Annotated in this window: 26 protein-coding genes; 25 read left to right on the forward strand and 1 reads right to left on the reverse strand. The window is 66.7% G+C overall.

All coding sequences use genetic code 11. The annotated features are described in order from the left end of the window. Positions 1 to 74: 74 nt before the first annotated feature. The 6 genes from argS (at position 75) to rho (ending at position 9,035) form a co-directional block, all read left to right on the forward strand. Complete coding sequence (gene argS / locus NJ1_RS32360) at positions 75 to 1,733, forward strand: arginine--tRNA ligase (protein WP_067702164.1); 1,659 nt, start codon at positions 75 to 77, stop codon at positions 1,731 to 1,733. Next, positions 1,734 to 3,155, forward strand: coding sequence for a diaminopimelate decarboxylase (lysA, locus tag NJ1_RS32365; protein WP_067702167.1), 1,422 nt, complete (start codon positions 1,734 to 1,736; stop codon positions 3,153 to 3,155). Then, positions 3,152 to 4,516 (forward strand): homoserine dehydrogenase, encoded by a 1,365-nt coding sequence (locus tag NJ1_RS32370; RefSeq protein ID WP_084479085.1) that lies wholly within the window; start codon positions 3,152 to 3,154, stop codon positions 4,514 to 4,516. The genes lysA and NJ1_RS32370 overlap by 4 nt, the downstream gene beginning before the upstream one ends. Next, complete coding sequence (thrC, locus tag NJ1_RS32375; protein WP_067702171.1) at positions 4,513 to 5,598, forward strand: threonine synthase; 1,086 nt, start codon at positions 4,513 to 4,515, stop codon at positions 5,596 to 5,598. The genes NJ1_RS32370 and thrC overlap by 4 nt, the downstream gene beginning before the upstream one ends. A gap of 25 nt (positions 5,599 to 5,623) precedes the next feature. Next, on the forward strand, positions 5,624 to 6,574 hold the full coding sequence (gene thrB, locus NJ1_RS32380) for a homoserine kinase (RefSeq protein ID WP_067702275.1): 951 nt from the start codon (positions 5,624 to 5,626) through the stop codon (positions 6,572 to 6,574). Positions 6,575 to 6,902: 328 nt separating this feature from the next. Continuing rightward, the gene (rho, locus tag NJ1_RS32385; protein WP_067702174.1) at positions 6,903 to 9,035 is read left to right on the forward strand and encodes a transcription termination factor Rho; all 2,133 of its coding nucleotides are present in this window, start codon (positions 6,903 to 6,905) and stop codon (positions 9,033 to 9,035) included. On the opposite strand, the gene NJ1_RS39475 is transcribed toward rho, so the two are convergent. After that, positions 8,933 to 9,502, reverse strand: a complete 570-nt coding sequence (locus NJ1_RS39475) for a hypothetical protein (RefSeq protein WP_157574426.1) — start codon at positions 9,500 to 9,502, stop codon at positions 8,933 to 8,935. The two genes, rho and NJ1_RS39475, sit on opposite strands and share 103 nt — an antisense overlap. A 307-nt stretch (positions 9,503 to 9,809) precedes the next feature. Here NJ1_RS39475 and rpmE point away from each other — a divergent pair, with 307 nt between their 5' ends. The 19 genes from rpmE to murA all read left to right on the forward strand — a co-directional run bounded on the left by rpmE (position 9,810) and on the right by murA (position 26,542). Then, positions 9,810 to 10,055 (forward strand): 50S ribosomal protein L31, encoded by a 246-nt coding sequence (gene rpmE, locus NJ1_RS32390; protein ID WP_067702177.1) that lies wholly within the window; start codon positions 9,810 to 9,812, stop codon positions 10,053 to 10,055. Between the two features lie 213 nt (positions 10,056 to 10,268). Continuing rightward, positions 10,269 to 11,354: a peptide chain release factor 1 gene (prfA, locus tag NJ1_RS32395; RefSeq protein WP_067702180.1), complete on the forward strand. Its 1,086-nt coding sequence runs from the start codon at positions 10,269 to 10,271 to the stop codon at positions 11,352 to 11,354. Positions 11,355 to 11,519: 165 nt separating this feature from the next. Next, the gene (gene prmC / locus NJ1_RS32400) at positions 11,520 to 12,395 is read left to right on the forward strand and encodes a peptide chain release factor N(5)-glutamine methyltransferase (protein ID WP_067702183.1); all 876 of its coding nucleotides are present in this window, start codon (positions 11,520 to 11,522) and stop codon (positions 12,393 to 12,395) included. 80 nt (positions 12,396 to 12,475) lie between these two features. Then, positions 12,476 to 13,138 (forward strand): L-threonylcarbamoyladenylate synthase, encoded by a 663-nt coding sequence (locus tag NJ1_RS32405; protein WP_067702278.1) that lies wholly within the window; start codon positions 12,476 to 12,478, stop codon positions 13,136 to 13,138. A gap of 11 nt (positions 13,139 to 13,149) precedes the next feature. Then, on the forward strand, positions 13,150 to 14,409 hold the full coding sequence (locus NJ1_RS32410; protein ID WP_067702186.1) for a glycosyltransferase family 4 protein: 1,260 nt from the start codon (positions 13,150 to 13,152) through the stop codon (positions 14,407 to 14,409). After that, positions 14,406 to 14,834: a Cg1360 family ATP-synthase-associated protein gene (locus NJ1_RS32415; protein ID WP_084479086.1), complete on the forward strand. Its 429-nt coding sequence runs from the start codon at positions 14,406 to 14,408 to the stop codon at positions 14,832 to 14,834. Before NJ1_RS32410 ends, NJ1_RS32415 begins: the two co-directional genes overlap by 4 nt. Positions 14,835 to 15,103: 269 nt before the next feature. Next, positions 15,104 to 15,952, forward strand: a complete 849-nt coding sequence (gene atpB, locus NJ1_RS32420; RefSeq protein ID WP_169813231.1) for a F0F1 ATP synthase subunit A — start codon at positions 15,104 to 15,106, stop codon at positions 15,950 to 15,952. 74 nt (positions 15,953 to 16,026) lie between these two features. After that, positions 16,027 to 16,272, forward strand: coding sequence for an ATP synthase F0 subunit C (locus tag NJ1_RS32425; protein WP_067702283.1), 246 nt, complete (start codon positions 16,027 to 16,029; stop codon positions 16,270 to 16,272). 13 nt (positions 16,273 to 16,285) lie between these two features. Next, positions 16,286 to 16,843: a F0F1 ATP synthase subunit B gene (locus NJ1_RS32430; protein ID WP_067702192.1), complete on the forward strand. Its 558-nt coding sequence runs from the start codon at positions 16,286 to 16,288 to the stop codon at positions 16,841 to 16,843. Between the two features lie 19 nt (positions 16,844 to 16,862). Then, complete coding sequence (locus tag NJ1_RS32435; protein ID WP_067702195.1) at positions 16,863 to 17,675, forward strand: F0F1 ATP synthase subunit delta; 813 nt, start codon at positions 16,863 to 16,865, stop codon at positions 17,673 to 17,675. Between the two features lie 109 nt (positions 17,676 to 17,784). After that, entirely contained in the window at positions 17,785 to 19,425 is a 1,641-nt protein-coding gene (gene atpA / locus NJ1_RS32440) for a F0F1 ATP synthase subunit alpha (RefSeq protein WP_067702198.1), read from the forward strand. Between the two features lie 58 nt (positions 19,426 to 19,483). Next, a complete protein-coding gene (locus tag NJ1_RS32445) occupies positions 19,484 to 20,455 on the forward strand; it encodes a F0F1 ATP synthase subunit gamma (RefSeq protein ID WP_067702201.1) in 972 nt (323 codons plus the stop codon). Between the two features lie 16 nt (positions 20,456 to 20,471). Continuing rightward, positions 20,472 to 21,914, forward strand: a complete 1,443-nt coding sequence (gene atpD, locus NJ1_RS32450) for a F0F1 ATP synthase subunit beta (RefSeq protein ID WP_067702204.1) — start codon at positions 20,472 to 20,474, stop codon at positions 21,912 to 21,914. Positions 21,915 to 21,920: 6 nt separating this feature from the next. Further along, entirely contained in the window at positions 21,921 to 22,295 is a 375-nt protein-coding gene (locus tag NJ1_RS32455; RefSeq protein ID WP_067702207.1) for a F0F1 ATP synthase subunit epsilon, read from the forward strand. 332 nt (positions 22,296 to 22,627) lie between these two features. Then, complete coding sequence (locus tag NJ1_RS32460; protein WP_067702210.1) at positions 22,628 to 23,293, forward strand: MspA family porin; 666 nt, start codon at positions 22,628 to 22,630, stop codon at positions 23,291 to 23,293. A gap of 27 nt (positions 23,294 to 23,320) precedes the next feature. Continuing rightward, positions 23,321 to 24,010, forward strand: a complete 690-nt coding sequence (locus tag NJ1_RS32465) for an MspA family porin (protein WP_067702213.1) — start codon at positions 23,321 to 23,323, stop codon at positions 24,008 to 24,010. A 202-nt stretch (positions 24,011 to 24,212) separates the two neighbouring features. Then, the gene (locus NJ1_RS32470; RefSeq protein WP_067702216.1) at positions 24,213 to 24,635 is read left to right on the forward strand and encodes a DUF2550 domain-containing protein; all 423 of its coding nucleotides are present in this window, start codon (positions 24,213 to 24,215) and stop codon (positions 24,633 to 24,635) included. A gap of 40 nt (positions 24,636 to 24,675) precedes the next feature. After that, a complete protein-coding gene (locus NJ1_RS32475) occupies positions 24,676 to 25,269 on the forward strand; it encodes a cob(I)yrinic acid a,c-diamide adenosyltransferase (protein WP_067702219.1) in 594 nt (197 codons plus the stop codon). 10 nt (positions 25,270 to 25,279) lie between these two features. Beyond that, a complete protein-coding gene (murA, locus tag NJ1_RS32480) occupies positions 25,280 to 26,542 on the forward strand; it encodes a UDP-N-acetylglucosamine 1-carboxyvinyltransferase (RefSeq protein ID WP_067702222.1) in 1,263 nt (420 codons plus the stop codon). Positions 26,543 to 26,817 lie beyond the last annotated feature (275 nt).

The raw sequence follows: 26,817 nt of genomic DNA on the forward strand, positions 1-26,817 counted from the left end.
CATCGTTTGCTGGGCGCCTGCCCGGAGGTGCCCGCTCGCGGCGGTTACCTGCTCAGACCATAGGATAGTGACTCGTGACTCCAGCTGACCTTGCAGATCTCCTTCGCGCAACCGCTGCGAAGGTACTTGTCGAACGTGGATCCGACCCTGCGGTCCTGCCCGACGAGGTCAAGGTAGAGCGTCCCCGTAACCCCGAGCACGGTGACTATGCCACGAATGTGGCCATGCAGGTAGGCAAGAAAGCCGGAATCAATCCGCGCGAGTTCGCGAACCTGCTGGCGGAGGCGCTCTCGCAGGCCGAGGGAATCGACGTCGCCGAGGTCGCGGGTCCGGGCTTCCTGAACATCCGCCTCGCCAAGGCCGCGCAGGGCGCGCTGATCGCGAAGATCCTCGAGGCGGGCGCGAGCTACGGCACCGGCGAATCGCTGGCGAGCACGAAGATCAACCTGGAGTTCGTATCCGCCAACCCCACTGGACCCATCCACCTGGGCGGCACCCGCTGGGCCGCGGTCGGTGACGCGCTGGGCCGCATCCTCACCGCCCAGGGCGCGCAGGTCACCCGTGAGTACTACTTCAACGACCACGGCGCGCAGATCGACCGCTTCGCACGGTCCCTGGTCGCGTCCGCGACCGGTCAGGAGACGCCCGAGGACGGTTACGCGGGCGCCTACATCGGCGAGATCGCGGGCACTGTCGTCGCCGCGCATCCCGAGGCCGTCGCGCTGCCGGAGTCCGAACGCCTCGAACTGTTCCGCCACGAGGGCGTCGAGCTCATGTTCGCGCAGATCAGGCAGAACCTGCACGAGTTCGGCGTCGACTTCGACGTGTACTTCAACGAGAGCGCGCTGTTCGCCTCCGGTGCGGTCGAGCAGGCGCTGGCGGATCTCAAGGCCTCGGGCAACCTGTACGAGAAGGACGGCGCCTGGTGGATCGCCAGCACCGAGTACGGGGACGAGAAGGATCGCGTCGTCATCAAGAGCGACGGCAACGCCGCCTACATCGCCGGTGATATCGCGTACTTCCAGAACAAGCGTGGACGCGGCTTCGACCTGTGCATCTACATGCTTGGTGCGGATCACCACGGCTACATCGGCCGGCTCAAGGCCGCCGCGGCCGCGTTCGGCGACAACCCGGACACCGTCGAGGTGCTCATCGGCCAGATGGTGAACCTGGTCAAGGACGGCGCCGCGGTCAAGATGAGCAAGCGCGCCGGAACCGTGGTGACCCTGGACGATCTGGTCGCCGAGATCGGCATCGACGCGTCGCGCTATTCGCTGGTGCGTTCGTCGGTGAACTCCAGCATCGATATCGATCTGGATCTGTGGACCAAGCAGAACAACGAAAACCCGGTCTACTACGTGCAATACGCGCATGCGCGCACCAATTCGATTCTCGCCAACGCGGCGGCGTTCGATTTCGCCTCGCTCACCCCCGATGTCGGCCTGATGACCTCCGACCGTGAGGGCGAGCTCATCCGCACCCTCGGCGAATACCCGCGCGTCGTCGCGTCCGCCGCCGAGATGCGCGAGCCGCACCGTGTCGTCCGCTATCTCGAAGAGCTGGCCGGCGCGTACCACCCGTTCCAGTCCGATGACGACATGCGCGTGCTGCCCAAGGGGGACGATCCCCTCACCCCGCTGCACGCCGCGCGTCTCGAGCTGGTCAAAGCCACCCGTCAGGTTCTCGCCAACGGCCTCGGCCTGCTAGGCGTCTCTGCCCCGGAGCGTATGTAAATGAGTGTCCATCCCGCCGGTTCCCGCTACGCCGACATCCCGCACGCCCCGACCCTGGCCGAGCGCCCGAGGGATCCGCGGCAGATGATCGAGCTTCCCGCGAATGTCTACCCGCGCAACGCCTCTCGCGATGACGACGGCGTCGTCCGGCTCGCCGGTGTGCCGGTGCACGAGCTGGCCGCCGAATTCGGCACGCCGCTGTTCGTCATCGACGAGGACGACTTCCGCTCGCGCTGCCGCGACATGATCCGCGCCTTCGGCCCGGGTTCACGAGTGCACTACGCCTCCAAGGCTTTCCTGTGCGGCGAGATCGCCCGCTGGATTCGCGACGAGGGCCTGCACCTGGACGTCTGCTCCGGCGGTGAGCTGGCGGTGGCGCTGAACGCGGACTTCCCGGCCGAGCGAATCGCGCTGCACGGCAACAACAAATCGGTCACCGAACTGGAGATGGCGGTGCGCGCCGGAGTCGGCCACATCGTGGTCGACTCGCTGATCGAGATCGATCGCCTCGAGGCCGTGGCCCGCACCGCAGGCGCGGTCCAGGAGGTCCTGGTCCGCGTCACCGTCGGCGTGGAAGCCCATACCCACGAATACATTTCGACAGCGCACGAGGATCAGAAGTTCGGCTTCTCGATCGCCAGCGGCGACGCCATGCAGGCGCTGGCCCGGGTGTTCGAGTCCGACAATCTGCGCCTGGTCGGGCTGCACTCGCACATCGGCTCGCAGATCTTCGAGATCGACGGTTTCGAGATCGCCGCCCGCCGCATGCTCGGCCTGCTGCGCGAGGCCGTGGACAAGTTCGGCGTGGAGCGCGTCGCGCAGGTCAACACGCTCGATCTCGGCGGCGGCCTGGGCATCTCGTATCTGCCGAGCGACAATCCGCCGGCTCTGGACGGCTTCGCCGCGCAGCTGCGCCGCATCGTCGCGGAAGAGGCCGAGCGCGCGGGTCTGCCGATGCCGACCATCGCGGTCGAGCCGGGTCGCGCCATCGCCGGTCCGGGCACGGTGACCCTGTACGAGGTCGGCACCACCAAGGACGTCGTGCTCGACGCGGGCCTGCGCCGGCGCTACGTCAGCGTCGACGGCGGCATGAGCGACAACATCCGTCCCGCCCTGTACCAGGCCGAGTACGACTGCCGTCTGGTGTCGCGGTCGAGCGAGGCCGAGGCCGTGGTGGCCCGGGTGGTCGGGAAGCATTGCGAGAGTGGCGATATCGTCATTCGTGACACCTGGCTTCCGGCCGATGTCGGCCCGGGGGACCTGGTGGCGGTGGCCGCCACGGGCGCGTACTGCTACTCGATGTCCAGCCGTTACAACCTGCTCACCCGGCCCGCGGTGGTCGCTGTGCGAGACGGCAAGGCGCGCTTGATTCTTCGCCGTGAAACGGTGGAGGACCTACTCAGCTTGGAGGTGAATGCATGACCAGCACGGAGAGCCGTGAAAAGGACGCGGCGAACAACGCCGCGAAGCACGGCGTGTGGGGATCGGATCATCCGATCGGGATCGCCGTCCTGGGCATGGGCACGGTCGGCACGGAGGTGGTGCGCGTGATCCGCGACCACGCCGAGGACCTGTGCAATCGTGTCGGCGCACCGCTGGTGCTGCGCGGCGTCGCGGTGCGCGATGCCACCAAGGATCGCGGAATCTCCCCCGAACTGCTGACCACCGATGCCGAGGCTCTGGTCACCCGCGACGATGTCGACATCGTCGTGGAGGTCATGGGCGGCATCGATCCCGCGCGCGCGCTGATCAAGACCGCGCTCACCGGCGGCAAGTCCGTCGTCACCGCCAACAAGGCGCTGCTGGCCGATTACACCGGCGAGCTGGCCGGTGCGGCCGAGAACAACCGCGCCGACCTGTACTTCGAGGCGGCCGTCGCCGGCGCCATCCCGGTGGTCCGCCCGCTCATCCAGTCGCTGTCCGGCGATCGGGTGAACCGCGTGGTCGGCATCGTGAACGGCACCACCAACTTCATCCTCTCGGCCATGTCCGAGACCGGCGCGGACTACGACGACGTACTCGCCGAGGCCACCCGCCTGGGATATGCCGAGGCCGATCCGACCGCCGACGTGGAGGGTTACGACGCCGCCGCCAAGGCCGCGATTCTCGCCTCGGTCGCCTTCCACACCCGCGTGACCTCCGCCGACGTCTACCGCGAGGGCATCTCCAAGATCACCGCCGAGGATCTCGAGACCGCCGCCGCCGTCGGCTGCACGGTGAAGCTGCTCGCCATCTGCGAGCGCGTCACCGAAGAAGGTGGCAAGGACCACATCTCGGTGCGCGTGTACCCGGCCCTCATTCCGCGCAAGCACCCGCTCGCGGCGGTCAGCGGCGCGTTCAACGCCGTGGTGGTGGAGGCCGAGAACGCCGGCCGCCTGATGTTCTACGGGCAGGGCGCGGGCGGCGCTCCCACCGCGTCGGCCGTCATGGGCGACCTGGTGATGGCGGCGCGCAACAAGTTCTTCGGTGGCCGTGCCCCGGGTGAATCGGTTTATGCTGAACTGCCGATCGCTCCGATCGGTGACACCCCCACTCGCTATCACGTGAACATGCAGGTCGCGGACCGCGCCGGTGTTCTGCAAACGGTGGCAGGCGAATTCGCCAAGCATGGGGTGAGCATTTCGACGGTCCGCCAGGAAGGCCACGATTCGGGCGCTCGCTTGGTCGTGGTGACCCACCACGCGAAGGAATCGGCTCTGGCCGATACGGTTTCCGCATTGGCCGAACTGGACTCCGTCACGTCCGTGACCAGCGTTCTGAGATTGGAAGGCACCGAGGAATGAGTACGACTGCGGGCTCTGCCGTGCACGTCCCATGGCCGGGGTTGATCGCGGCGTACCGCGATCGGCTGCCCGTCCCCGCCGACTGGGAGATCGTCACCCTTTTCGAGGGCGGCACCCCGCTGGTGCCGGCGCATCATCTGTCGCAGCTCACCGGTTGTGAGGTGTACCTCAAGGTCGAGGGCCTGAATCCGACCGGTTCCTTCAAGGACCGCGGCATGACCATGGCCATGACCGACGCCAAAGCGCGCGGTCAGAAGGCCGTGCTGTGCGCGTCCACCGGCAACACCTCCGCGTCGGCCGCGGCCTACGCGACCCGCGGCGGCATGAGCTGCGCGGTGCTGATTCCGCAGGGCAAGATCGCGATGGGCAAGCTGGCCCAGGCGGTCATGCTGGGCGCGAAGATCATTCAGGTCGAGGGCAACTTCGACGACTGCCTGGAACTCGCGCGCAAGGTGACCTCGGACTTCCCCGAGGTCGGTCTGGTGAACTCGGTCAATCCGGCCCGTATCGAGGGCCAGAAGACCGCGGCCTTCGAAATCGTGGACGCGCTGGGCCGGGCGCCCGACGTGCACGCGCTCCCGGTCGGTAACGCGGGCAATATCACCGCGTACTGGAAGGGCTACAGCGAGTACTACGCCGACGGCATCATCTCCTCGCGTCCGCGCATGCTCGGCGTGCAGGCCGCGGGCGCCGCACCGCTGGTCAACGGTGCTCCGGTGAAGGATCCCGAGACCATCGCCACCGCCATCCGGATCGGCGCGCCCGCGTCGTGGAACAGCGCGATGGCGGCCAAGGAGGAGTCGGGCGGCACGTTCCGCGCGGCCACCGACGAGGAAATCCTCGAGGCCTACCGCCTGATCGCCAACACCGAGGGCGTTTTCGTGGAGCCCGCCTCCGCGGCCTCGGTCGCGGGTCTGCTGGCCGCCCGCAAGGAAGGCTGGCTGGACGCGGGCCTGACCGTGGTCTGCACGGTGACCGGCAACGGTCTCAAGGACCCCGACACGGCGCTGCAGGGCATGCCCATCGTGAAGCCGATCGCCGTCGATCCCGTCGCCATCGCGCACGAACTCGAGCTGGCCTGAGTTGAATTCGCGCGAAGCTCAATTGATGACCAGGACCCTGCCGCCGGGCCTCACCGTCACGGTGCGGGTCCCGGCGTCGAGCGCCAATCTGGGTCCGGGTTTCGATTCCCTCGGAATCGCTTTGGGGCTCCATGACGAGATCGTGGTGTCCACCACGGACTCCGGGCTCACCATCCGGGTCGAGGGCCAGGGCGCGGACGACGTGCCCTGGGGCCCTTCGCATCTGGTGGTGCGAGCCATCGAACGCGGACTGCAGGCCGCCGGAGTCTGGGCCGACGGCCTGGATGTGGTGTGCCGCAATGTGATTCCGCATTCGCGTGGTCTGGGTTCCTCGGCCTCGGCGGTGGTCGGCGGCCTCGCCGCCGGCCGCGGCCTGGCCGTGAAGTTCGACGCCGAACTGGCCTACGACGACGCGGTCATGGTGCAGCTGGCCTCGGAGTTCGAAGGTCATCCCGACAACGCCTCGGCCAGTGTGCTGGGCGGAATCGTGGTGTCCTGGACCGAAACCGACCGTCCGGCCGACGTCGAGGGCACCGACCATCACCCGCGCGTCTATCGCGCGGTACGGCTCGAACCACACGCCACGCTGCACCCGGTGGTGCTGATCCCGGAGGAGCGCTCGTCCACCGCGCACACCCGGGGCCTGCTGCCGGACATGGTGCCGCACGGCGACGCGGCCTTCAACGCCAGCCGTGCCGCGCTCGCGGTGGTCGCGCTGACGCAGCGTCCCGACCTGCTCATGCCGGCCACGGCGGACCGGCTACACCAGGGTTACCGGGCATCGGCGCTGCCGTTGACGACCAAGTGGATCGAACGATTGCGGGAGGCGGGCTTCGCGGCCACCGTCTCCGGCGCGGGTCCCACCGTGTTGGCCCTCGGGACCAGCGAATTCCCTGCGGAACTGCGTGAACTCGCGGTCGCGGACGGGCTCCGCGTGCTCGAACCGGGCATCGCCGACGGCGTATCGGTGGATTGACAGCGCGCCTGCCTTGCCGACGCCGAGGTCGGGAGCTATCCTGAGCGAGTCCGTACATCGTGCGCGTCAGACGCCGGTGCTTCATCAGGGCAAAATCGCTCCAGCGGCTCCTTTGCTCAGGCTCGAAGCTTGAGGCTTTGATATTTGGGGGTAGCCAGTCATCTGGAATGATCTCTCCCACCTTTTGAATCGGTGGCGAAGCCCACGCAGTGGTGACCCCACCGGCCCAGCGAGACAGGCGATACGGCATCCGAGCCCGGCATACGACCGGGCTGCAGGAGGAACCCCCGAAGTGGCACACGGCACTCGGGGGAAGGAAAGGATTTCCGTGACAGAAACGGACCTGCTCGCGACACCCGGGGTGGAAAGTGATTCAAAATCCTCGGATCGCGATAGTGACTCCGGACAGATTTCGAAGATGAGCGAACATACTGACGTCGCACGATCGGGGCTGACTGGAATGTTGTTGCCGCAGTTGCGTGCGCTTGCCGGAGAACTCGGTATCCGAGGCACCTCCGGGATGCGTAAGGGTGATCTCATCGCCGCCATCAAGGAGAACCAGTCCGGTGGGGCCAAGGCCGCCGCCGCCGCTGCCCCCGCGCCCGCCGTCAAGGCCACGCGGAACCGGAACGATGCCAAGGCCAAGGCCGAGGTCGCGCCGACCGCCGGAGAATCCGCTCCCGCCGTCGAGTCCGCCCCGAAGACCGAATCCGCACCGGCCAAGGCCGAGGTGAAGGCGGAGGTGAAGGCGGAGGCTCCGGCCAAGAACGCCGAGCCGGCTCGGGACAATGCCCACCGTGGCGAGGGTGTCGCCCGTGGCGAGAACTCTTCCGAAGCTCGCGAATCCAAGCGTGAGGACGCCGAAGGCGGCCGTGGCGAAGGTGGCCGCGGCGACGACGATCGCGACGGCGGCCAGCGCGGCCGCGGCCGTCAGCGCCGGGGCCGCGAACAGCGCGCCGCCGCCGCGACCGGCAACGCCGAGTCGAACGCTTCCTCCTCCGAGGCTCCCGCCGAGCAGAAGTCCGAGCAGGAAGGCGGTGAACGCCGCCGCGAGCGCAATAACAACGAGCGCAACAACAATCAGCAGAACGGCGGTCAGAACCGCCAGCAGAACAACCAGAACGGCACCGCGCGCGGCGGCAACAACGGCCCCGATCGTGACCGTCCGCGCAACAACGGCAACGACGACGACGAGGAAGGCGGCCGCGGCCGCCGGGGACGTCGTTTCCGTGAGCGTCGCCGTGGGCGCGACCGCGAAGACGGTGGCCCCATCACCGGTGGTGGCGAGGCCCGCGAGATGGAAATCCGCGAGGACGACGTCCTGCAGCCGGTCGCCGGCATTCTCGACGTCCTCGACAACTACGCGTTCGTGCGGACCTCCGGCTATCTGGCCGGTCCGAACGACGTCTACGTGTCGATGAACCTGGTCCGCAAGAACGGCCTGCGCCGCGGTGACGCCATCACCGGCGCGGTGCGCGCTCCGCGGGACGGCGATCAGAGCAACCAGCGGCAGAAGTTCGATCCGCTGGTGCGCCTGGACACCATCAACGGTTCGGATATCGAATCCGCCAAGCGCCGACCGGAATTCACCAAGCTCACCCCGCTGTACCCGAATCAGCGACTGCGCCTGGAGACTCAGCCGAACAAGCTAACCACGCGCATCATCGATCTGATCATGCCGATCGGCAAGGGTCAGCGCGCGCTGATCGTGTCCCCGCCCAAGGCGGGTAAGACCACGGTCATGCAGGACATCGCCAACGCGATCGCCACCAACAACCCCGAGTGCTACCTGATGGTCGTGCTGGTGGACGAGCGTCCCGAGGAAGTGACCGATATGCAGCGCTCCGTGCGCGGCGAGGTCATCGCCTCCACGTTCGACCGCCCGCCGGGCGATCACACCTCGGTCGCCGAGCTCGCCATCGAGCGTGCGAAGCGTCTGGTGGAGATGGGCCAGGACGTCGTGGTGCTGCTCGACTCGATCACCCGATTGGGCCGTGCGTACAACAACTCCTCGCCCGCCTCGGGTCGAATCCTTTCCGGTGGTGTGGATTCCACCGCGCTGTACCCGCCCAAGCGGTTCCTCGGCGCGGCCCGCAACATCGAGAACGGCGGCTCGCTCACGATCATCGCCACGGCGCTGGTCGAGACCGGCTCCACCGGTGACACGGTCATCTTCGAGGAGTTCAAGGGCACGGGTAACGCCGAGCTCAAGCTGGACCGCAAGATCGCCGAGCGCCGCGTGTTCCCGGCGGTGGACGTGAACCTGTCCAGCACCCGTCGCGACGATCTGCTCATGTCACCCGACGAGGCGGCGGTGGTGCACAAGCTGCGCCGCGTGCTGGGTGGCCTGGACTCGCATCAGGCGATCGACCTCATGGTCGACCGGTTGAAGAAGACCAAGAGCAATGTCGAGTTCCTGATGACGGTCTCCAAGACCGCCCCGGGCGCCATCGACGAATAAGCCGAACAGGCTTGGCGCACAAGGTTGTACACGACGACGGCCCCGCTACGGCGGGGCCGTCGCCGTATCCGCGCCGGCTGTGATGCCGGGAACTCGAACGGGCTCGGTCCGCCCGGCAGCGGGCGCGGGCTGTAGAAGAAAAGACCGATCAGCGCCGCGCCGAAGACCATGAATCCCAGAATGGTCGCGGTCACGGCGCCGGAGGCCGAGGCGTCCGGCACCGTGACCGCTGTGTAGGCGAGGGTGCCGTCCCCGTGCGCTGGGGCGCTCGGGTTGCCCATCGCGCGGCCGGAGTCCCCGGGAGCCGCGCACCACCCCGCCACCACCGTCAGACTCAGCCCGGCCAGGATCGCCGCCGCGACGAATTCCGCGCGCCGTCCGAATGCCCTCCCGGCTCCGGACCGCACGCCGATCCGGGAGATTTCCCGGGTCGTGTTGTTCTTCGCGGATACAGCCTTCCTGGTCACAGCTGCCCTTCCGATCGTCGCGGGACTCTCACCTGGGACGAACTCTATGAACACTCATGTTCGTAGTCATGAGTAGCGGGCTACTCGTCTTCCAGACTGGCCCCCGCGCGGCGATCCCGCGTGCCCGTACTTTCATGGGGTTCGCACGATCGCCCGCTCGCACGCGTGTGTGATCGCGATCCCACGGGGGCTGGAATAACCAGGGAATACGGTCGCTTATACTTGTCCGTCGGCAACCATGCCTAAGTCGGTTCCGGTTCACGTCCATGAGATCGCGGGCGACCCGGAGCCTTTTGAAAGGACACCCATGCGGGCAGGAATTCACCCCACGTACGTGGACACCACGGTCGTCTGCGGCTGTGGCAACACCTTCCAGACCAAGAGCACCAAGGAGTCGGGCCAGATCACGGTCGAGGTCTGCTCCCAGTGCCACCCGTTCTACACGGGCAAGCAGAAGATCCTCGACACCGGCGGCCGCGTGGCCCGCTTCGAGGCTCGTTACGGCAAGCGCAACACCAAGGCTGCCGAGACCGCCGAGACTGCTGCCGAATAGCGCCCCCGCCGACGCCCGTCCTGCCCAGTGCAGGGCGGGCGTCGGTGCTTTTTTGCCTCCGCTTCGCTCCCCCGCTCCGTCGGTCCAGAATCGGGGCGGGCCGCGAAACCAGGCGCGAGCCTGGGCGGGGCGCGAAGCTGGGCGGGGCGCGGAGCAGGCGCGAGCCTGGGGGTCTGCTGTATACCGAAACAAGTTCCCGAAGGAGCGCATGCCATGGCCGACAACACCGCGGCCCCGTCCGCGATCGACGACATCCTGGCCGAGTACTCGGGCCTGGAGGCGCAGCTGGCCGATCCGGCGCTGCACAACGATCCGGGTGCCGCGCGTCGGGTGGGTAAGCGGTTCGCCGAACTCGGGCCGATCATGTCGACCTACACCAAACTGACCGCCGCACAGGACGATCTGGCCGCCGCGCAGGAGCTCGCGGCCGACGACTCGTCCTTCGCCGCGGAGATTCCCGGCCTGCAGGAGCAGGTGACCGAGCTGCACAAGGCGCTCACCGATCTGCTCGCGCCGCGCGATCCGCACGACGGCGACGATGTGGTGCTCGAGGTGAAATCCGGTGAGGGCGGCGAGGAATCGGCGCTTTTCGCGGCCGATCTGGCCCGGATGTACATCAAGTACGCGGAGAAGCACGGCTGGAAGGTCGAGGTGCTCGGCGTCACGTACACCGAGCTGGACGGCTACAAGGAAGCCTCCTTCTCGATCCGGAGCAAGGAGCCCTCGCGGGACGGCGTCTGGTCGCGCCTGAAATGGGAGGGCGGGGTGCACCGCGTGCAGCGCGTGCCCGTCACCGAATCTCAGGGCCGCATCCACACCTCCGCCGCCGGTGTCCTGGTCTACCCGGAACCTGACGAGGTCGAGCAGGTGCAGATCGACGAGAAGGATCTGCGCGTCGATGTCTACCGTTCCTCCGGCAAGGGCGGTCAGGGCGTCAACACCACCGACTCCGCCGTGCGCCTCACCCACCTGCCCACCGGGCTCGTGGTGACCTGCCAGAACGAACGCTCGCAGCTGCAGAACAAGATTCGCGCCATGCAGGTGCTCTCGGCGCGCTTGCAGGCGCTGGCGGAGGATCAGGCCAACGAGGAGGCCGCGGCGGGCCGCGCCTCGCAGATCCGCACGGTGGACCGCTCCGAGCGGATCCGCACCTACAACTTCCCGGAGAATCGCATCGCCGACCACCGGATCGGGTACAAGGCGAACAATCTGGACTCGGTGCTCAAGACCGGCAATCTCGACGATCTGCTCGACGCGCTGAGCGCCGCCGACCGCGCCGCGCGACTCGCTGCGGAGTGAGGCTTTCGCGAGTAGATTTTTTCCAGGTGCCGACCGACTCCCGCGGATCCCGGCAATTCGCCGGGTAACACCGGAACTCGATCCGTTCGGCACCGCGTATCCGGCACGACATCGCCGGGCGCTCGTTGCCCGGCACCATGATTCGGAGAGGCGGACAGTGTCGTCATGAGCCGCGCACCCCTGCGTCCCGCCATTCGCGACGCCGCCGAGACACTCCGGGCCGCCGGGGTGCACAGTCCCCAGACCGACGCGGAACTCCTTGCCGCACATGTGCTCGGCATCGACCGGGGGCGGCTGGCGCTGGTCCCCATGGTGACTCCGGACCAGCTGGAGGAATTTCGCAAGCTGGTCGCCCGGCGCGCGGAACGTATTCCGCTGCAACACCTTACGGGCACCGCCGCGATGGGGGAGATCGATCTCGCGGTCGGCCCCGGCGTCTTCGTCCCGCGTCCGGAGACCGAACTGCTCTTCGCCTGGGCGCTGGCTCGGCTCGAAGCGGCCGGGCACGAGCACCAGCCCGTCGTGGTGGATCTGTGCACCGGTTCCGGCGCGCTGGCGCTGGCCATCGCGCACGCCCGCCCAGACGCCCAGGTGCACGCGGTCGAACTCGATCCCGAGGCGATGGCCTGGGCGCGCCGCAATGCCCTGCAGCTGTCCGACGAGGGCGACACCCCCATCGATCTGCACGCGGGCGATGTCACCGACCCGGCGATCCTGGAGCATCTGGACGGCCGGGTGGATCTGGTGGTCTCCAATCCGCCCTACATCCCCGAGGATGCGCGGCTGGATCCCGAAGTGGCGGACCATGATCCGCACCGGGCCCTGTTCGGCGGCCCGGACGGCCTCGACGTGATCCGCCCCATGATCGCCACCATCGCGCGCCTGCTGCGGCCGGGCGGCGTGGTCGCGGTCGAGCACGACGACAGCAACGGCTCCGCCGTCGCCGCCCTCTTCACCGCGCACGGTGGCTTCGACGAGATCCTCGAACATCCCGACCTGGCGGGCAAGCCCCGCTTCGTCGTGGCCCGCCGCACTCGGTAAGGCGACCGTCGCGGGCCGGTGGCGGGTGAAACTCCGGCGCGGCGACGGCGCACCCGAGCATCCGTGCCAAGATGTTGCGCGTGAGTACCGTCTACGACTGTGCCGATCCCGATTCGCGTGCCGCCGGGCTGAACGCGGCCCGAAGTTCGCTGAAATCCGGGCGGTTGGCCGTCATTCCGACCGACACCCTGTACGGGCTGGCGGCCGACGCGTTCGACGGTCAGGCCGTGAGCGCGCTGCTGGCGGCCAAGCGCCGCGGGCGGGACATGCCGGTGCCGGTGCTGGTCGGTTCCTGGAACACGATCGACGGTCTGGTGTTCTCGGTGCGCCCGCAGGCGCGTGAGCTGATCCGCGCCTTCTGGCCCGGCGGGCTGAGTCTCGTTGTGCAGCAGGCGCCTTCGCTGGCCTGGGATCTGGGTGACACCCGCGGCACCGTGATGCTGCGGATGCCGCTGCATCCGGTGGCGCTCGAGCTGCTGCGCGAGGTCGGGCCGCTGGCGGTGTCCAGTGCGAACGTCTCGGGTCAGCCGCCGGCCAAGACCGCCCAGGAGGCCGAGGCGCAGCTGGGTGATCTGGTCGGGGTCTATCTCGACGGTGGTCCCGCCGATCACGCGGTCGCCTCCACCATCGTGGATCTGACCTCCGATGTGCCGCGGATTCTGCGCGAGGGCGCGATCGCGGCGGAGAAGGTCGCAGAGGTCCTCGGCATGTCGCCCGAGGAACTGCGCCAGGACGTTCGGTGACGGCCCGATAGATGCTGTCGAGTCAGGGCGTTTTCAGCCAGGGGGCGGTCGTCCCGCTGCGGGAGCTGCTGCTGGTGCTGCTCGCGGCCACGGTCATCGCCTATCTGCTGACCGGTGGAATCCGGGTGCTGGCCATCGCCTTCGGCGCGGTGGCGGTCCCGCGAGAGCGCGATGTGCACGTGAAGCCGATTCCGCGCATGGGCGGCGTGGGCATATATCTGGGTCTGACCGGTGCCGTGCTCTTCGCGCACCAACTGCCCGCACTGCGGCGCGGTTTCGACTACCCGCGCGATATCCCGGCGGTGCTGGCGGCGGGCACGTTGATCGTGCTGGTCGGCATTCTCGATGACCGCTGGGGCCTGGACTGGCTGACCAAGCTGGTCGGGCAGATCACCGCGGCGGGCGTGATGGCGTGGATGGGCCTGAGCTGGGTCGCCATCTACAACCCCTTCACCAATGAGACCGTGGTGCTCGATCCGCTGCAGGGCGGCCTGGTGACCGTGGTGATCACCGTCGTGATGATCAACGCGATGAATTTCGTGGACGGTCTGGACGGTCTGGCCGCGGGTCTGGGATTGATCGCCTCGGTCGCGGTATTCGTGTTCACCGTCGGCCTGCTCTACGAGGTGGGCGGATCCACCGACACCTATCCGCCCGCACTGCTGGCCGCCGCGCTCGCGGGTGGCTGCCTCGGATTTCTGCCGCACAATTTCCAGCCCGCCCGAATTTTCATGGGTGACTCCGGTTCCATGCTGATCGGATTGATGCTGGCCGCGATCTCCACCGGCGCCTCGGGCCGAATTCCGCTGCAGGGCTACGGCCCGCGCGACATCGTGGGTCTGCTGTCGCCATTGTTGCTGGTGGGAGCCGTGATGTTCATTCCGGTCCTGGATATCGTGATGGCCATCTGGCGGCGCTGGCGCGCGAATGTGAGTTTCTCCACGCCGGACAAAATGCATCTGCATCACCGTTTGCTGCAGATCGGGCATTCCCATCGCCGCGTCGTACTGGTGATCTACCTGTGGGTGAGCGTGCTGGCATTCGGCGCGGTCGGCGCTTCGCTGATCACCGATCGCCGGGTGGTGGTGCTGGTGTTCGCCGCCGGATTGGTTTTCGCGCTCGTGGTCACCGCCGTGCCGTCGTGGCGGGAATTGCACCCGCGGGTGCGCCGGGGCGTGCGCCGCAGCTCGCAATGGGACGACGCCGCGCGGGAGCCGGAGAATCCGCCCAACGGCCCCGACCATGCCGCCCGGTATGATCGGCACCCGTGAGCACGCCTTCAGATCCTGGTCCTGACGCCCCACTGCGGGCGGCGCTGCGCTACGGCATCGCCGGTTTGGCTGTGCTGGTTGTGGTTTCGGCCATTCTTTCCTCGATCGTCGCGGGACTGCCCGGTCTCTGGGGCGCCCTGCTCGGCGCGGCGATCGGCGGCGGTTTCATCCTCACCACCGCGGCGTCGGTGTTGTTCAGCGCGAAGATCGAGTCCGGTCTGCAGGGCATCGTGTTGCTCGGCAGCTGGGTGGGCAAGCTCCTGGTGGCGCTCGTCGTGGTCGCCGTGCTCAAGCGGTACGACTTCTACAGCCCCGGCGCCCTGTTCCTGACGGTGGTCGGCGCACTGCTCGTGGTTCTCGGCGCGGAGACGTACGGCCTTCTGCGCCAACGTGTTCCGACCGTCGAGGTCGACCGCGAGCTGTAGCCGCGGCGCAGTTCACCGACTGTTTGGGCCACCCCCTACACGCTGTCGTAGATAACTTGATAAACTCTTTACTTGTAGCCGACCGAATCAACAGGGGGGTCTTCCTGAGACCCTCCTAAGAGCAGGTTATGCTTGCTGCCGTACCGGACCCTCTGGGTCACGGTCCTGCACCGTCGACGATGTCGCCGACGCGCGTACAGACGCCCGGGCTCTGCCCGAACAGCTGCTGACGAACTTCGAGCCGACCTGAGTCGACCACCAGATCGTCAATGTCCGATCGAACCGCAGGCCAAACTTGGTCTGCGGCCCGACCACGGGAGAGAACGCTGAGCGTCACCACTTTAGCGGGCGAGTTCCACGCGCCTTCGCTTGATGACTTCTTCCCCAAGGCTGTGCTGTTCGCGGACACGCCTTTCGAGCTCGACCGCCTGATGCTCGTACGCATCCTGATGTCGGCTGTCCTGCTTGCGGTTATGTTCGCCGCATTCCGCAGGCCGCAGCTGGTTCCGCGCGGTCTGCAGAATGTCGCCGAATCCGGTCTGGTGTTCGTCAAGGAACAGATCTGCGACGAGGTCCTCGGCAAGGAATCCGGCAGGAAATTCTTCCCGCTGATCGCCACGATCTTCTTCTCGGTGCTGTTCCTGAACATCTCGGGAATCATTCCGGGCCTGAACATCTCCTCGAATGCCCGAATCGGATTCCCGCTGGTGCTGGCGATTCTCGCCTACATCACGTTCAACTACGTGGGTATCAAGAAGTACGGCTTCCTGAAGTACATGCGCTCGAGCATCGTCGTGCCGAATGTTCCGCCGGCCCTGCACCTGCTGCTGATTCCGATCGAGTTCATCTCGACCTTCATTCTGCGCCCCTTCACGATGACCGTCCGACTCATGGCCAACATGCTGGCGGGTCACATCATGCTGGTGCTGTTCTTCAGCGCCACCCAGTTCTTCCTGTTCGACGCCGCCTCCTGGATGAAGGTGTTCTCTCCGTTCTCGCTGCTCGCGGGCTTCGGCTTCACCCTCTTCGAAATCCTGGTGGTCTTCCTGCAGGCGTACGTGTTCGCGCTGCTGACCGCTGTGTACATCGGTCTCGCGCAGCACGCCGACTCTCACTGACCGACCGGACTACACAAAAACCTGCTTCACACGCCGCCCGGCGGGTGGGCGACAGAAAGGGAATGGAACACCAGATGAGCACCTTCTCGTACCTGGCCCAGGAAGTTGTCGAGACCAAGTCCAAGGGCTACGGCGCCATCGGCTACGGCCTCGCCGCGATCGGCCCCGGCATCGGCGTCGGCATTGTCGTCGGCAAGGCCATCGAGGGCATCGCCCGTCAGCCCGAGCTGCAGGGCACCATCCGGACCACCATGTTCCTGGGTATCGCGTTCACCGAGGCCCTGGCACTGATCGGTCTCGTCGCCGGCTTCATCTTCTGATTCGGGATCAGAGATGAACCCCATCTATCTGGCGGCGGCTGAGGAGAGTTCTGACAAGAACCCCCTCATCCCCGAGCCGTATGACATTTTCTGGTCGGCGGTCTGCCTCCTGGTCATCGGATTCGCGTTCTACAAGTACGTGATTCCGCGTCTGACCAAGGTGCTCGACGAGCGCACGGAGAAGATCGAAGGCGGTATCGCCAAGGCCGAGATCGTTCAGGCCGAGGCGCAGGCAACCCTGCAGCAGTACCAGGAGCAGCTGGCCGAGGCTCGCCTCGAAGCCGCTCGCATCCGCGAGGAAGCTCGCACTCAGGGCCAGACGATTCTGGCTCAGATGCGCACCGATGCCCAGGCCGAGGCCGACCGCATCGTGGCAGCGGGTCACTCGCAGCTCGAGGCTCAGCGCCAGCAGATCGTGACCGAGCTGCGTTCCGAGCTCGGCCGCACCGCGGTCGACCTGGCCGAGAAGATCATCGGTCAGTCGGTGGCCGATGAGGCCAAGCAGGCGGCGTCGATCGACCGGTTCCTCCAGGAGCTGGACGCGAACGCCGGCATCGGGGTCGGAAGGTAACGAACCGAAAGTGGGAAGCATGTACGCAGCGAGCCGTGAGGCGAGCTCCCGTGCGCGGGAAGCTCTTCGGGCCGCTCTGACCGGAAGCGACTCCGTCGCGGCCACGACGGGCGCCGAACTGTTCGCCGTTGTCGCCGTACTCGACGACCAGCGTTCGCTGCGTGTGGCGCTCGCGGATAAGTCGGTGGCGAGCTCGGCCCGCGCCGAGCTGGCCGAACGCCTGTTCGGCGGCAAGATCAGCGCGGCCACCCAGGCGGTGCTGACCACCGCGGTGGCCCAGGACTGGTCCCGCGCCCGCGATTTCGTCGACAGCCTGGTGCTGCTCGGCCGCGAGGCCCTGTTGCGTGCCGCGGAGGACCGCGGCCGTCTCGGCGCCGTCGAGGACGAGCTGTTCCGGCTGGGCCGCATCGTCGAGGACAACCCCTCGCTGGAGCAGGCGCTGACCGATCACGCCAAGCCGCTCGCGGCCAAGCGTGAACTGGTCCAGCGTCTGCTCGCGGGCAAGGTCGAGGACATCACGCTGGAGCTGGTTCAGCAGACCGTCGCCCGCAGCAAGAAGGGCGACATCGGCGACGACTTCGACCATCTGTCCGACCTGGCCGCATCGCTCCGGGACCAGATCGTGGCGCACGTGCGCTCCGCGTCGGCCCTGACGACGCAGCAGCGCGAGCAGCTGGCGGCCTCGCTGCAGCGCATCTACGACAAGCCCGTCACGGTGCACGTGCAGGAAGACCCCAGCCTGCTGGCCGGTGTCGTCGTGCGCGTGGGCGACGACCTGATCGACGGCAGCGCCGTCGGCCGACTGCAGCGCTTGCGGCAGTCTCTCGCCTGAGACTCACCGGCGGGCCGGTCCTTCGGCCGAGCCTTCCGGTAAGTCCGCGGAGACGCGAAAAGCGCACCAACACACCGACATTCGAGACCACAGCGAGAGCAGGAAGAACATGGCGGAGCTGACGATCTCCCCCGATGAGATCCGTAGCGCGATCGAGAGCTACACCCAGAACTACACCCCGGAGACCTCCGTCGAGGAGGTGGGCATCGTGACCGATACCGGTGACGGTATCGCCCACATCAGCGGCCTTCCGGGCGCGATGGCGAACGAACTGCTGGAATTCCCCGGCGGCGTCCTCGGCGTTGCGCTGAACCTGGAAGACACCAACATCGGTGCCGTCGTCCTGGGTGAGTTCGACACCATCGAGGAGGGCCAGCAGGTCCGTCGTACCGGCGACGTGCTCTCGGTCCCCGTAGGCGACAACTTCCTCGGCCGCGTCGTGAACCCGCTGGGTGCCCCGATCGACGGCCTGGGCGAGATCGAGGCCGACGAGCGTCGCGTGCTCGAGCTGCAGGCCGCCACCGTGCTGGAGCGCCAGCCGGTCGGTGAGCCCCTGGCCACCGGCATCACCGCGATCGACGCGCTGACCGCCATCGGCCGCGGCCAGCGTCAGCTCGTCATCGGCGACCGCAAGACCGGCAAGACCGCGGTCTGCATCGACGCGATCATCAACCAGAAGGCCAACTGGGCTTCGGGCGACGCGTCCAAGCAGGTGCGCTGCATCTACGTCGCGATCGGCCAGAAGGGTTCCACCATCGCGGGCGTCAAGGCCGCGCTGGAGGCCCACGGTGCGATGGAGTACACGACGATCGTCGCCGCTCCCGCCTCCGATTCCGCCGGCTTCAAATGGCTTGCGCCGTACACCGGTTCGGCCATCGGCCAGCACTGGATGTACCAGGGCAAGCACGTCCTGATCGTGTTCGACGACCTGTCCAAGCAGGCCGAGGCCTACCGCGCCATCTCGCTGCTGCTGCGTCGCCCGCCGGGCCGCGAGGCGTACCCGGGTGACGTCTTCTACCTGCACTCCCGTCTGCTGGAGCGTTGCGCGAAGCTCTCCGATGAGCTCGGTGCCGGTTCCATGACCGCGCTGCCGATCATCGAGACCAAGGCCAACGACGTGTCGGCGTTCATCCCGACCAACGTCATCTCGATCACCGACGGCCAGGTCTTCCTGGAGTCGGACCTGTTCAACAAGGGTGTCCGTCCCGCCATCAACGTCGGTATCTCCGTCTCCCGAGTCGGTGGCGCCGCGCAGACCAAGGCCATGAAGCAGGTCGCCGGTTCGCTGCGTCTGGAGCTGGCCTCCTACCGCGAGCTCGAGGCGTTCTCCGCCTTCGCCTCCGATCTGGATGCGGCCTCGCTGGCGCAGCTGGAGCGCGGCGCGCGCTGGGTCGAGCTGCTCAAGCAGGACCAGTACGCCCCGGTTTCCGTTGAGGACCAGGTCATTTCGCTGTTCCTAGTCGACGCGGGCTACTACGACTCGGTGCCGGTCGGCGACGTTCGTCGCTTCAACGGCGAGCTGCTGGAGTTCCTGCACGCCAGCGTGCAGTCCTCCTTCGACGCTCTGCAGGGTGGCGCGAAGAAGGTCGAGGGCGAGACCGCCGAGTCCTTCAAGACCGCGACCGACAAGTTCAAGCAGGGCTTCCTCGCTTCGGACGGCAGCCGCGTCGTGAACGAGGCCGAGGCCGGCAAGCTCGACCACGAAGAGGTCGAGTCGCTGTCCGTCACTCGCAAGCACGTCGAGAAGTAAGAACGGCGACAGCGATGCGAATGACTGACTCGAGCAACGAAGGGAGTGTGAACCGCTAATGCCAAGCGTGCGCGAACTGCGCTCCCGAATTCGTTCCGTGAGCTCGATCAAGAAGATCACCAAAGCGCAGGAGCTGATCGCGACCTCGCGAATCAGCAAGGCGCAGGCCCGGGTCGCGGCGGCCAAGCCGTACGCGGAGGAGATCACCAAGGTACTCGCCGAATTGGCAAGTGCCAGTGGCAATCTCACCCATCCGCTGCTCACCGAGCGTCCGAATGCGCGGCGTGCCGCGGTACTGGTGATCACCAGTGACCGCGGTATGTGCGGTGGCTACAACTCGAATGTGCTCAAGCGCACCGAGGAGCTGCTGACCACGCTGCGTGCCGAGGGCAAAGAGCCGGTGCTGTACGTGATGGGCGCCAAGGGCCTGACCTTCTACACCTTCCGTAAGCGTGATGTGAACGGATCGTGGACCGGCTTCTCGCAGTCGCCGAACTATGTGGACGCCTCCTCGGCGTGCAACCACCTGGTCGAGGCGTTCATGGCGGGTGCCGACGGTGAAGTGGCCGCCCCGCACGGGGAGGGCACCATGGCCGGTGTCGATGAACTGCACATCGTCTACACGCGTTTCGTGTCGATGCTGTCGCAGGTGCCCGAGGTTCGCCGCCTGGCTCCCATTCAGGTGAGCTATGTGGAAGAGAACTTCGAACTGGGTGAGGACAGCTTCTCCGACTCCGAGTCGGCGGATGTCCACGCGCAGTACGAGTTCGAGCCGGATGCGGATGTCCTGCTGGGCGCGCTGCTGCCGAAGTACATCAACACTCGGATCTACTCGTCGCTGCTCGACGCGGCGGCATCGGAGTCGGCTGCGCGCCGCACCGCGATGAAGGCGGCCACCGACAACGCGACGGATCTGGTGAATTCACTGACCCGTACCGCGAACTCGCTGCGCCAGGCCGGAATCACGCAGGAAATCACGGAAATCGTCGGTGGCGCCAACGCGCTGGCGTCGTCCTCGGACCGCGACTAGACACGGAAGAGAAGCAATGACCGCAGCTGTCACTAAAGAAACCCGGGTGGGCGCTGGCACCGGCCGCGTCTCCCGTGTCATCGGCCCCGTCGTGGACGTCGAGTTCCCGCGCGGGTCCATCCCCGAGCTCTACAACGCGCTGAACGTGGATATCGCGCTCGCGTCCGTTGCCAAGACGCTGACCCTCGAGGTCGCACAGCACCTGGGCGACAACATCGTTCGCACCATCTCCATGCAGCCGACCGACGGTCTGGTGCGCGGGGTCGAGGTGCGCGACACCGGCAAGCCGATCTCGGTTCCCGTCGGCGATGTCGTCAAGGGCCACGTCTTCAACGCCCTGGGCGATTGCCTGGACACCCCCGGCCTCGGCCGCGACGGCGAGCAGTGGGGCATCCACCGCCAGCCGCCCGCCTTCGACCAGCTCGAGGGTAAGACCGAGATCCTGGAGACCGGCGTCAAGGTCATCGACCTGCTGACCCCGTACGTCAAGGGTGGAAAGATCGGTCTGTTCGGTGGCGCCGGTGTCGGCAAGACCGTTCTGATCCAGGAGATGATCACCCGTATCGCTCGCGAGTTCTCCGGCACCTCGGTGTTCGCGGGCGTCGGTGAGCGTACCCGTGAGGGCACCGACCTCCACCTGGAAATGGAAGAGATGGGCGTCCTTCAGGACACCGCCCTCGTCTTCGGCCAGATGGACGAGCCGCCGGGCACGCGTATGCGCGTCGCCCTGTCGGCCCTGACCATGGCGGAGTACTTCCGCGATGTGCAGAACCAGGACGTGTTGCTCTTCATCGACAACATCTTCCGGTTCACCCAGGCCGGCTCCGAGGTCTCGACCCTGCTGGGTCGCATGCCCTCGGCCGTGGGTTACCAGCCCACCCTGGCGGACGAGATGGGTCAGCTCCAGGAGCGGATCACCTCGACCCGTGGTCGCTCGATCACCTCGATGCAGGCGATCTACGTCCCCGCCGACGACTACACCGACCCGGCGCCGGCGACCACCTTCGCCCACCTGGACGCGACGACCGAGCTTTCCCGCCCGATCTCGCAGAAGGGCATCTACCCGGCCGTCGACCCGCTGACCTCGACCTCTCGTATCCTCGAGGCGTCGATCGTCGGCGACCGTCACTTCCAGGTGGCCAACGAGGTCAAGCGGATCCTGCAGAAGTACAAGGAACTGCAGGACATCATCGCCATCCTCGGCATGGACGAGCTCTCCGAAGGCGACAAGGTCCTCGTGGGCCGTGCCCGTCGTCTGGAGAAGTTCCTCGGCCAGAACTTCATCGTCGCCGAGAAGTTCACCGGCCAGGAAGGTTCCGTCGTTCCGCTGGAGCAGACGATCGACGACTTCGATCGCGTCTGCAAGGGCGAGTTCGACCACCTGCCCGAGCAGGCGTTCAACTCCTGTGGTGGCCTGGACGACGTCGAGGCCGCTGCGAAGAAGATCGCCGGGAAGTAGTCAGCCATGGCAGATATGTCAGTTGACCTGGTCGCCGTCGAGCGGCAGCTGTGGTCCGGGCGGGCGTCCTTCGTCTCCGCTCAGACCACGGAGGGCGAGATCGGCATCCTGGCCGGCCACGAACCGCTGCTCGGTCAGCTGGTCGAGGGCGGCACGGTGACCATCGTGTCCGACTCCGACGAGCGCATCGTCGCGGCCGTGCACGGCGGATTCTTCTCGGTGACCGCCGATTCGGTCCGCGTGCTGGCCGAATCCGCTGATTTCGCGGGCGATATCGACGAGGCGGCCGCCAAGGCCGTGCTCGCCGATCCCGACGCGAGCCCGGCGGCGCAGGCCAAGGCGCAGGGGCAGATTCGTGCTCTGTCCAAGGCCGGCGAATAGCGGGTAGGTCCGCCGTGTAGTCGGCAGACCGGCGAGTTTCACTCGGCAATCGAGCGGCGGCCCCAGGAATTCTCCTGGGGCCGTCGCTTTTTTCGTATTTCGGTGTCGGCAGCGGATTTCGCGACACTCCTGCTACCCGCGAATACACCTCCGATGGTGACCGGAATTACATAATGTGGTTGAATCTTCTCGCCGGTCGATGGGTGTGGTCTGAAGCATCTGGTTAAACCCCGGCTATTACAAGCACTTCCAGCTTTACCTCAACGAGTTGCCGCAGCGTGGTCGTACTCGGTTCCGTCCGGGTGCGACCCGTCACGATGAGCGAGGGGTGAATGAGCGGATTTCGGATTTCGGATCGGACGCGGGTGCTCCGCGCGATAGTGATGACGACAGCGGCCGCAATTGTCGCGATCGGATTCTTTTCTCCAGGTGCGGCATCCGCCGACGCGGTGGTGCCCCTGCCCGACGGGCACATCGAGGGTCCCGGCGTGAAGATCACCAGTCGTGGTGAGCGCGCGATCATTTCGGCCTCGCTGGCATCCAACGGCGCCGGTCGATCCTCGTGGCTCAGCGGCTCGGTCACCGCCGAGGTGGAGACGCCGGACGGCGCCGTGGGGCCCAACAACGGTCCGCTGAACTTCCCGGGCACCAATGACTCGGGCACACACGGGTCGTCGAATCTCACGGTCGGATACATCGTCGGTTGTCAGGTGGCGCTGGGAAGTCTCAGCGCCAATACGGCTTTCACGATCAGCACCACGCCGACCCTCGTGGGCGGATTCAGTTTTCCGCTGTCGCCCGGGGAAGTGAAGTGGTTGGCGATCAACAACATCGAGTTGGTCAAGAGCGGTACCTACACCATCCAATATCAGGACGTACCGATGGATATCCAGGGCTGCGCGGGATACGCACAGGCCCGTCAGTTCTCCGTGGTCGAGATCATCGGCGCGGACTACGCCAAGGTCACCCTCTACGGGCAGCCGTTCAGCATCGGTTGATCTCGAACTCCGACACGAAGGGATCGAATGTTCGGCACTGACAAATATCCCCGGATCGGCAGGCTTTTCGGCGTGGCTCTGGCCGTGGCCGTGGCATCCGGGATCGGCACGCCCGGTACCGCGAGCGCCGACACCTTCGTTCCGCTGCCGGGCGGGGTGCTCACCCGTGAACTGCCGGACGGCACCGTGATCACCATTCGCATCGAGGGTGAATCGGCGAAGATCAGCGGTTCCATGGGCGCGACGCCGATGCATCGCAACGTGTGGACCACCGGTCGCGGCGTGATCGACCTCGTCGGTCCGAGTGCGGTCGGTTCGACGATCAAGATCTCGCCCGGATACGTGGTTGGCTGTCAGGTGGACATCAGCTCGCTCTCACCGAGTGAGAACGCGAGCGAATCGGCCACCGTGGGAAGCCAGCCCAGCCTGGGATTGCCCTCCGAGACCACGGGCGCGGGCATCACGCTCGGGCCGGGGCAGGCCACGGCCCGACTGATGCTCGATCTCGAGAAGCCGGACGACTACGGCATGGAATCGCACAAGCGCTACAACAAGGTTCCGGGTCCGCATGCCAGCGTCACCTGGGTCGACGAGACGTTCTCGGTGGACGGTTGCGGCGGGTACGCGCAGGCGCGTTCGTTCGTGCTGGCCGAGGTGGACACCACCACCTTCATCGGCAATCTGGCCCTGTGGGGCCAGCCGTTCAGCATCGGCTGAGCGCCCCGAACGATCGGCTGAGCGCTCCGAAAGCAGCCGCGTACGTCACATTCGGTGGATGGCTCGGCTCCGCGTTTCAACGGTCAGTAGTATCGACCGATAAGCGCGGGCCGCGCCCCTTCGCCGGACAAGTTCCGGCGGGCGGGTCGCCCGGTGAACGTTCCAACGGCGCGAATGTGAAGGAGCAACATTGCAGACCGGGATGGTGCTTCTGATCATTCTGGTGTTGTTGCTCGTCGTATTGGCCCTGGCCTCGACCTATCGCTTGGTCATGCTGCGCCGGGGCGGCACCGCCGCCCTGCTGCGCACCCTCCCCGCACGTGGTCACGGCGCGGGCTGGCGGCACGGACTGATCCGCTACGACGAGGATTCGCTCGTCTTCTACAAGCTCTCCAGCCTGAAGCTCGGGCCGGATTCGACGCTGCGCCGCCTCAGCATCGAGGTCGAGAACCGTCGTTCCCCGCAGGACGACGAGTACGACATCATGACCGACGAGGCCATCATCGCCCTCACCGACGGCAACGGCAGTTACGAGCTCGCGCTCGATCGCGGCGCCCTGGCGGCCCTGCTGTCCTGGATCGAGTCCAGGCCCTCCGAACGAATCCGCCGCCGCCCCAATTTCTGACGCTCCGGTGTCAGCGAATTTCTGACGCTACGGTGTCAGTGTGAGTGTGCACCTGACGCGGATCTACACGCGGACCGGCGATGACGGGACTACGGGACTCAGCGATTTCTCGCGGGTGTCCAAGACCGATCCCCGGCTGATCGCCTATGCCGACTGTGACGAGGCCAATGCCGCACTCGGCGTCGCCATCTCGCTGGGGAAACCGGACGAGCGCATCCTCGGGGTGCTGCGGCAGATCCAGAACGACCTCTTCGACGCCGGCGCGGATCTGTCCACCCCCGTGGTCGCGGAGCCGAAGTATCCGCCGCTGCGCATCACCCAGCCCTACATCGACCGCCTCGAAAAATGGTGCGACGAGTTCAATGAGCCTCTGGCGCCGTTGAATTCGTTCATTCTGCCCGGCGGCACACCCCTGGCCGCCCTGCTGCACACCGCTCGCACGGTGTCGCGGCGCGCCGAACGCTCGGCGTGGGCCGCCGTCGACGCGCACCCCGAGGACACGAACGCGCTTCCCGCGAAATACCTGAACCGCCTGTCCGACCTGCTGTTCATCCTCGGCCGGGTGGCCAACCCCGACGGCGACATCCTCTGGCGCCCGGGCGGAGAAGCCACGAGTGGGGGAGCGGACCACTAGGCTGACCCCCGTGAGTGAACGGTTTCTGGTGACCGGGGGCAGCAGGCTCGTCGGTGAGGTCGCGGTAGGCGGCGCGAAGAACAGCGTCCTCAAGCTGATGGCCGCGGCCCTGCTGGCCGAGGGCACGACGACGATCTCGAACTGCCCGGACATCCTGGATGTGCCGCTGATGGCAGAGGTGCTGCGCGGCCTGGGCTGCGACGTCACGATCGACCACGGGGTGGTGGCGATCACCACGCCCGCGGAACCCAAGTACCACGCGGACTTTCCCGCGGTCACCCAGTTCCGCGCCTCGGTGTGTGTGCTGGGTCCGCTGATGGCGCGTTGCAAGCGGGCCGTGGTGGCGCTGCCGGGTGGTGACGCGATCGGTTCGCGGCCGCTCGACATGCATCAGCAGGGTCTGCGGTTGCTCGGGGCTACCAGCGAGATCGAGCACGGCTGCCTGGTGGCGCGTGCGGAGGAGCTGCAGGGCGCGCGCATTCGCCTCGACTTCCCGTCGGTGGGCGCGACCGAGAACATCCTCATGGCCGCGGTCCTCGCCGAGGGTGAGACGGTGATCGACAACGCCGCGCGCGAACCCGAGATCGTCGACCTGTGCAACATGCTCATCCGCATGGGTGCGCGGATCTCCGGCGCCGGCACCTCGGTGCTGACCATCGAGGGGGTGGACGCGCTCGAGCCCACCGAGCACCGCGTGATCGGCGATCGAATCGTCGCGGCCACCTGGGGCATCGCCGCCGCCATGACCCAGGGTGATGTGCGGGTGACGGGCATCAACCCGAAGCATCTGTCCCTCGTGCTGGACAAGTTGCGCTCCGCGGGTGCGCGAATCTCGTTCGAGCCGGACGGTTTTCGGGTCGTGCAGTCCGATCGCCCGCGCGCGGTGAACTTCTCCACGCTTCCGTTCCCGGGGTTCCCGACCGATCTGCAGCCGATGGCAATCGGCCTGGCCGCCATCGCGGACGGCACCTCGATGATCACCGAGAACATCTTCGAAGCGCGGTTCCGCTTCGTGGAGGAGATGATCCGGCTCGGCTCCGATGCGCGGACCGACGGGCATCACGCTGTGGTGCGCGGGATTCCGCGACTGTCGAGTGCGCCGGTGTGGTCCTCGGACATTCGGGCCGGCGCCGGTCTCGTGCTCGCCGGCCTGGTCGCGGACGGTGTGACCGAGGTGCACGACGTCTACCACATCGACCGTGGCTACCCGGATTTCGTGGAGAACATGCGGTCCCTCGGCGGTGAGATCGAGCGGGTCGGAACCGCCGACTGAGACCTCGGAACCACCGACTGAACGGGAGGTGTCGTGGAGTGTTTCACGAAAACCCCTCCTGAACAGGCGATTTGACACGCGGACAACCAACACGTAACTTAGTTCGAGTCAGAGCGACACGGACACCGACCCGGGGCCGAGACGCGGAGCCGCAAGGCACTGCGAGGCTGAGGGAAACGAGGTTGTACGGGGTGCGCCTGATGATCACATCGGGGCTTCGAGATCAGCGGATTTGGTTCTGCTGATGTAGTTGCTCTAAGCTTCACCAGAACAAA

Origin of the sequence: Nocardia jejuensis NBRC 103114 (genome assembly GCF_001613145.1) — a bacterium.
GTDB lineage: Bacteria > Actinomycetota > Actinomycetes > Mycobacteriales > Mycobacteriaceae > Nocardia > Nocardia jejuensis.

Excerpts from the sequence above, each read along its gene's own strand:
- NJ1_RS32460 (WP_067702210.1), top strand. The coding sequence starts at position 22,628 with ATGAGCGGATTTCGGATTTCGGATCGGACGCGGGTGCTCCGCGCGATA.
- NJ1_RS32425 (WP_067702283.1), top strand. The coding sequence starts at position 16,027 with ATGAGCACCTTCTCGTACCTGGCCCAGGAAGTTGTCGAGACCAAGTCC.
- prfA (WP_067702180.1), top strand. The coding sequence starts at position 10,269 with ATGGCCGACAACACCGCGGCCCCGTCCGCGATCGACGACATCCTGGCC.
- NJ1_RS32435 (WP_067702195.1), top strand. The coding sequence starts at position 16,863 with ATGTACGCAGCGAGCCGTGAGGCGAGCTCCCGTGCGCGGGAAGCTCTT.
- atpB (WP_169813231.1), top strand. The coding sequence starts at position 15,104 with ATGTCCGATCGAACCGCAGGCCAAACTTGGTCTGCGGCCCGACCACGG.
- NJ1_RS32465 (WP_067702213.1), top strand. The coding sequence starts at position 23,321 with ATGTTCGGCACTGACAAATATCCCCGGATCGGCAGGCTTTTCGGCGTG.
- NJ1_RS32455 (WP_067702207.1), top strand. The coding sequence starts at position 21,921 with ATGGCAGATATGTCAGTTGACCTGGTCGCCGTCGAGCGGCAGCTGTGG.
- NJ1_RS32470 (WP_067702216.1), top strand. The coding sequence starts at position 24,213 with ATGGTGCTTCTGATCATTCTGGTGTTGTTGCTCGTCGTATTGGCCCTG.
- atpD (WP_067702204.1), top strand. The coding sequence starts at position 20,472 with ATGACCGCAGCTGTCACTAAAGAAACCCGGGTGGGCGCTGGCACCGGC.
- thrC (WP_067702171.1), top strand. The coding sequence starts at position 4,513 with ATGAGTACGACTGCGGGCTCTGCCGTGCACGTCCCATGGCCGGGGTTG.
- NJ1_RS32410 (WP_067702186.1), top strand. The coding sequence starts at position 13,150 with ATGCTGTCGAGTCAGGGCGTTTTCAGCCAGGGGGCGGTCGTCCCGCTG.
- NJ1_RS32430 (WP_067702192.1), top strand. The coding sequence starts at position 16,286 with ATGAACCCCATCTATCTGGCGGCGGCTGAGGAGAGTTCTGACAAGAAC.
- thrB (WP_067702275.1), top strand. The coding sequence starts at position 5,624 with ATGACCAGGACCCTGCCGCCGGGCCTCACCGTCACGGTGCGGGTCCCG.
- lysA (WP_067702167.1), top strand. The coding sequence starts at position 1,734 with ATGAGTGTCCATCCCGCCGGTTCCCGCTACGCCGACATCCCGCACGCC.
- atpA (WP_067702198.1), top strand. The coding sequence starts at position 17,785 with ATGGCGGAGCTGACGATCTCCCCCGATGAGATCCGTAGCGCGATCGAG.
- prmC (WP_067702183.1), top strand. The coding sequence starts at position 11,520 with ATGAGCCGCGCACCCCTGCGTCCCGCCATTCGCGACGCCGCCGAGACA.
- rpmE (WP_067702177.1), top strand. The coding sequence starts at position 9,810 with ATGCGGGCAGGAATTCACCCCACGTACGTGGACACCACGGTCGTCTGC.
- NJ1_RS32370 (WP_084479085.1), top strand. The coding sequence starts at position 3,152 with ATGACCAGCACGGAGAGCCGTGAAAAGGACGCGGCGAACAACGCCGCG.
- NJ1_RS32445 (WP_067702201.1), top strand. The coding sequence starts at position 19,484 with ATGCCAAGCGTGCGCGAACTGCGCTCCCGAATTCGTTCCGTGAGCTCG.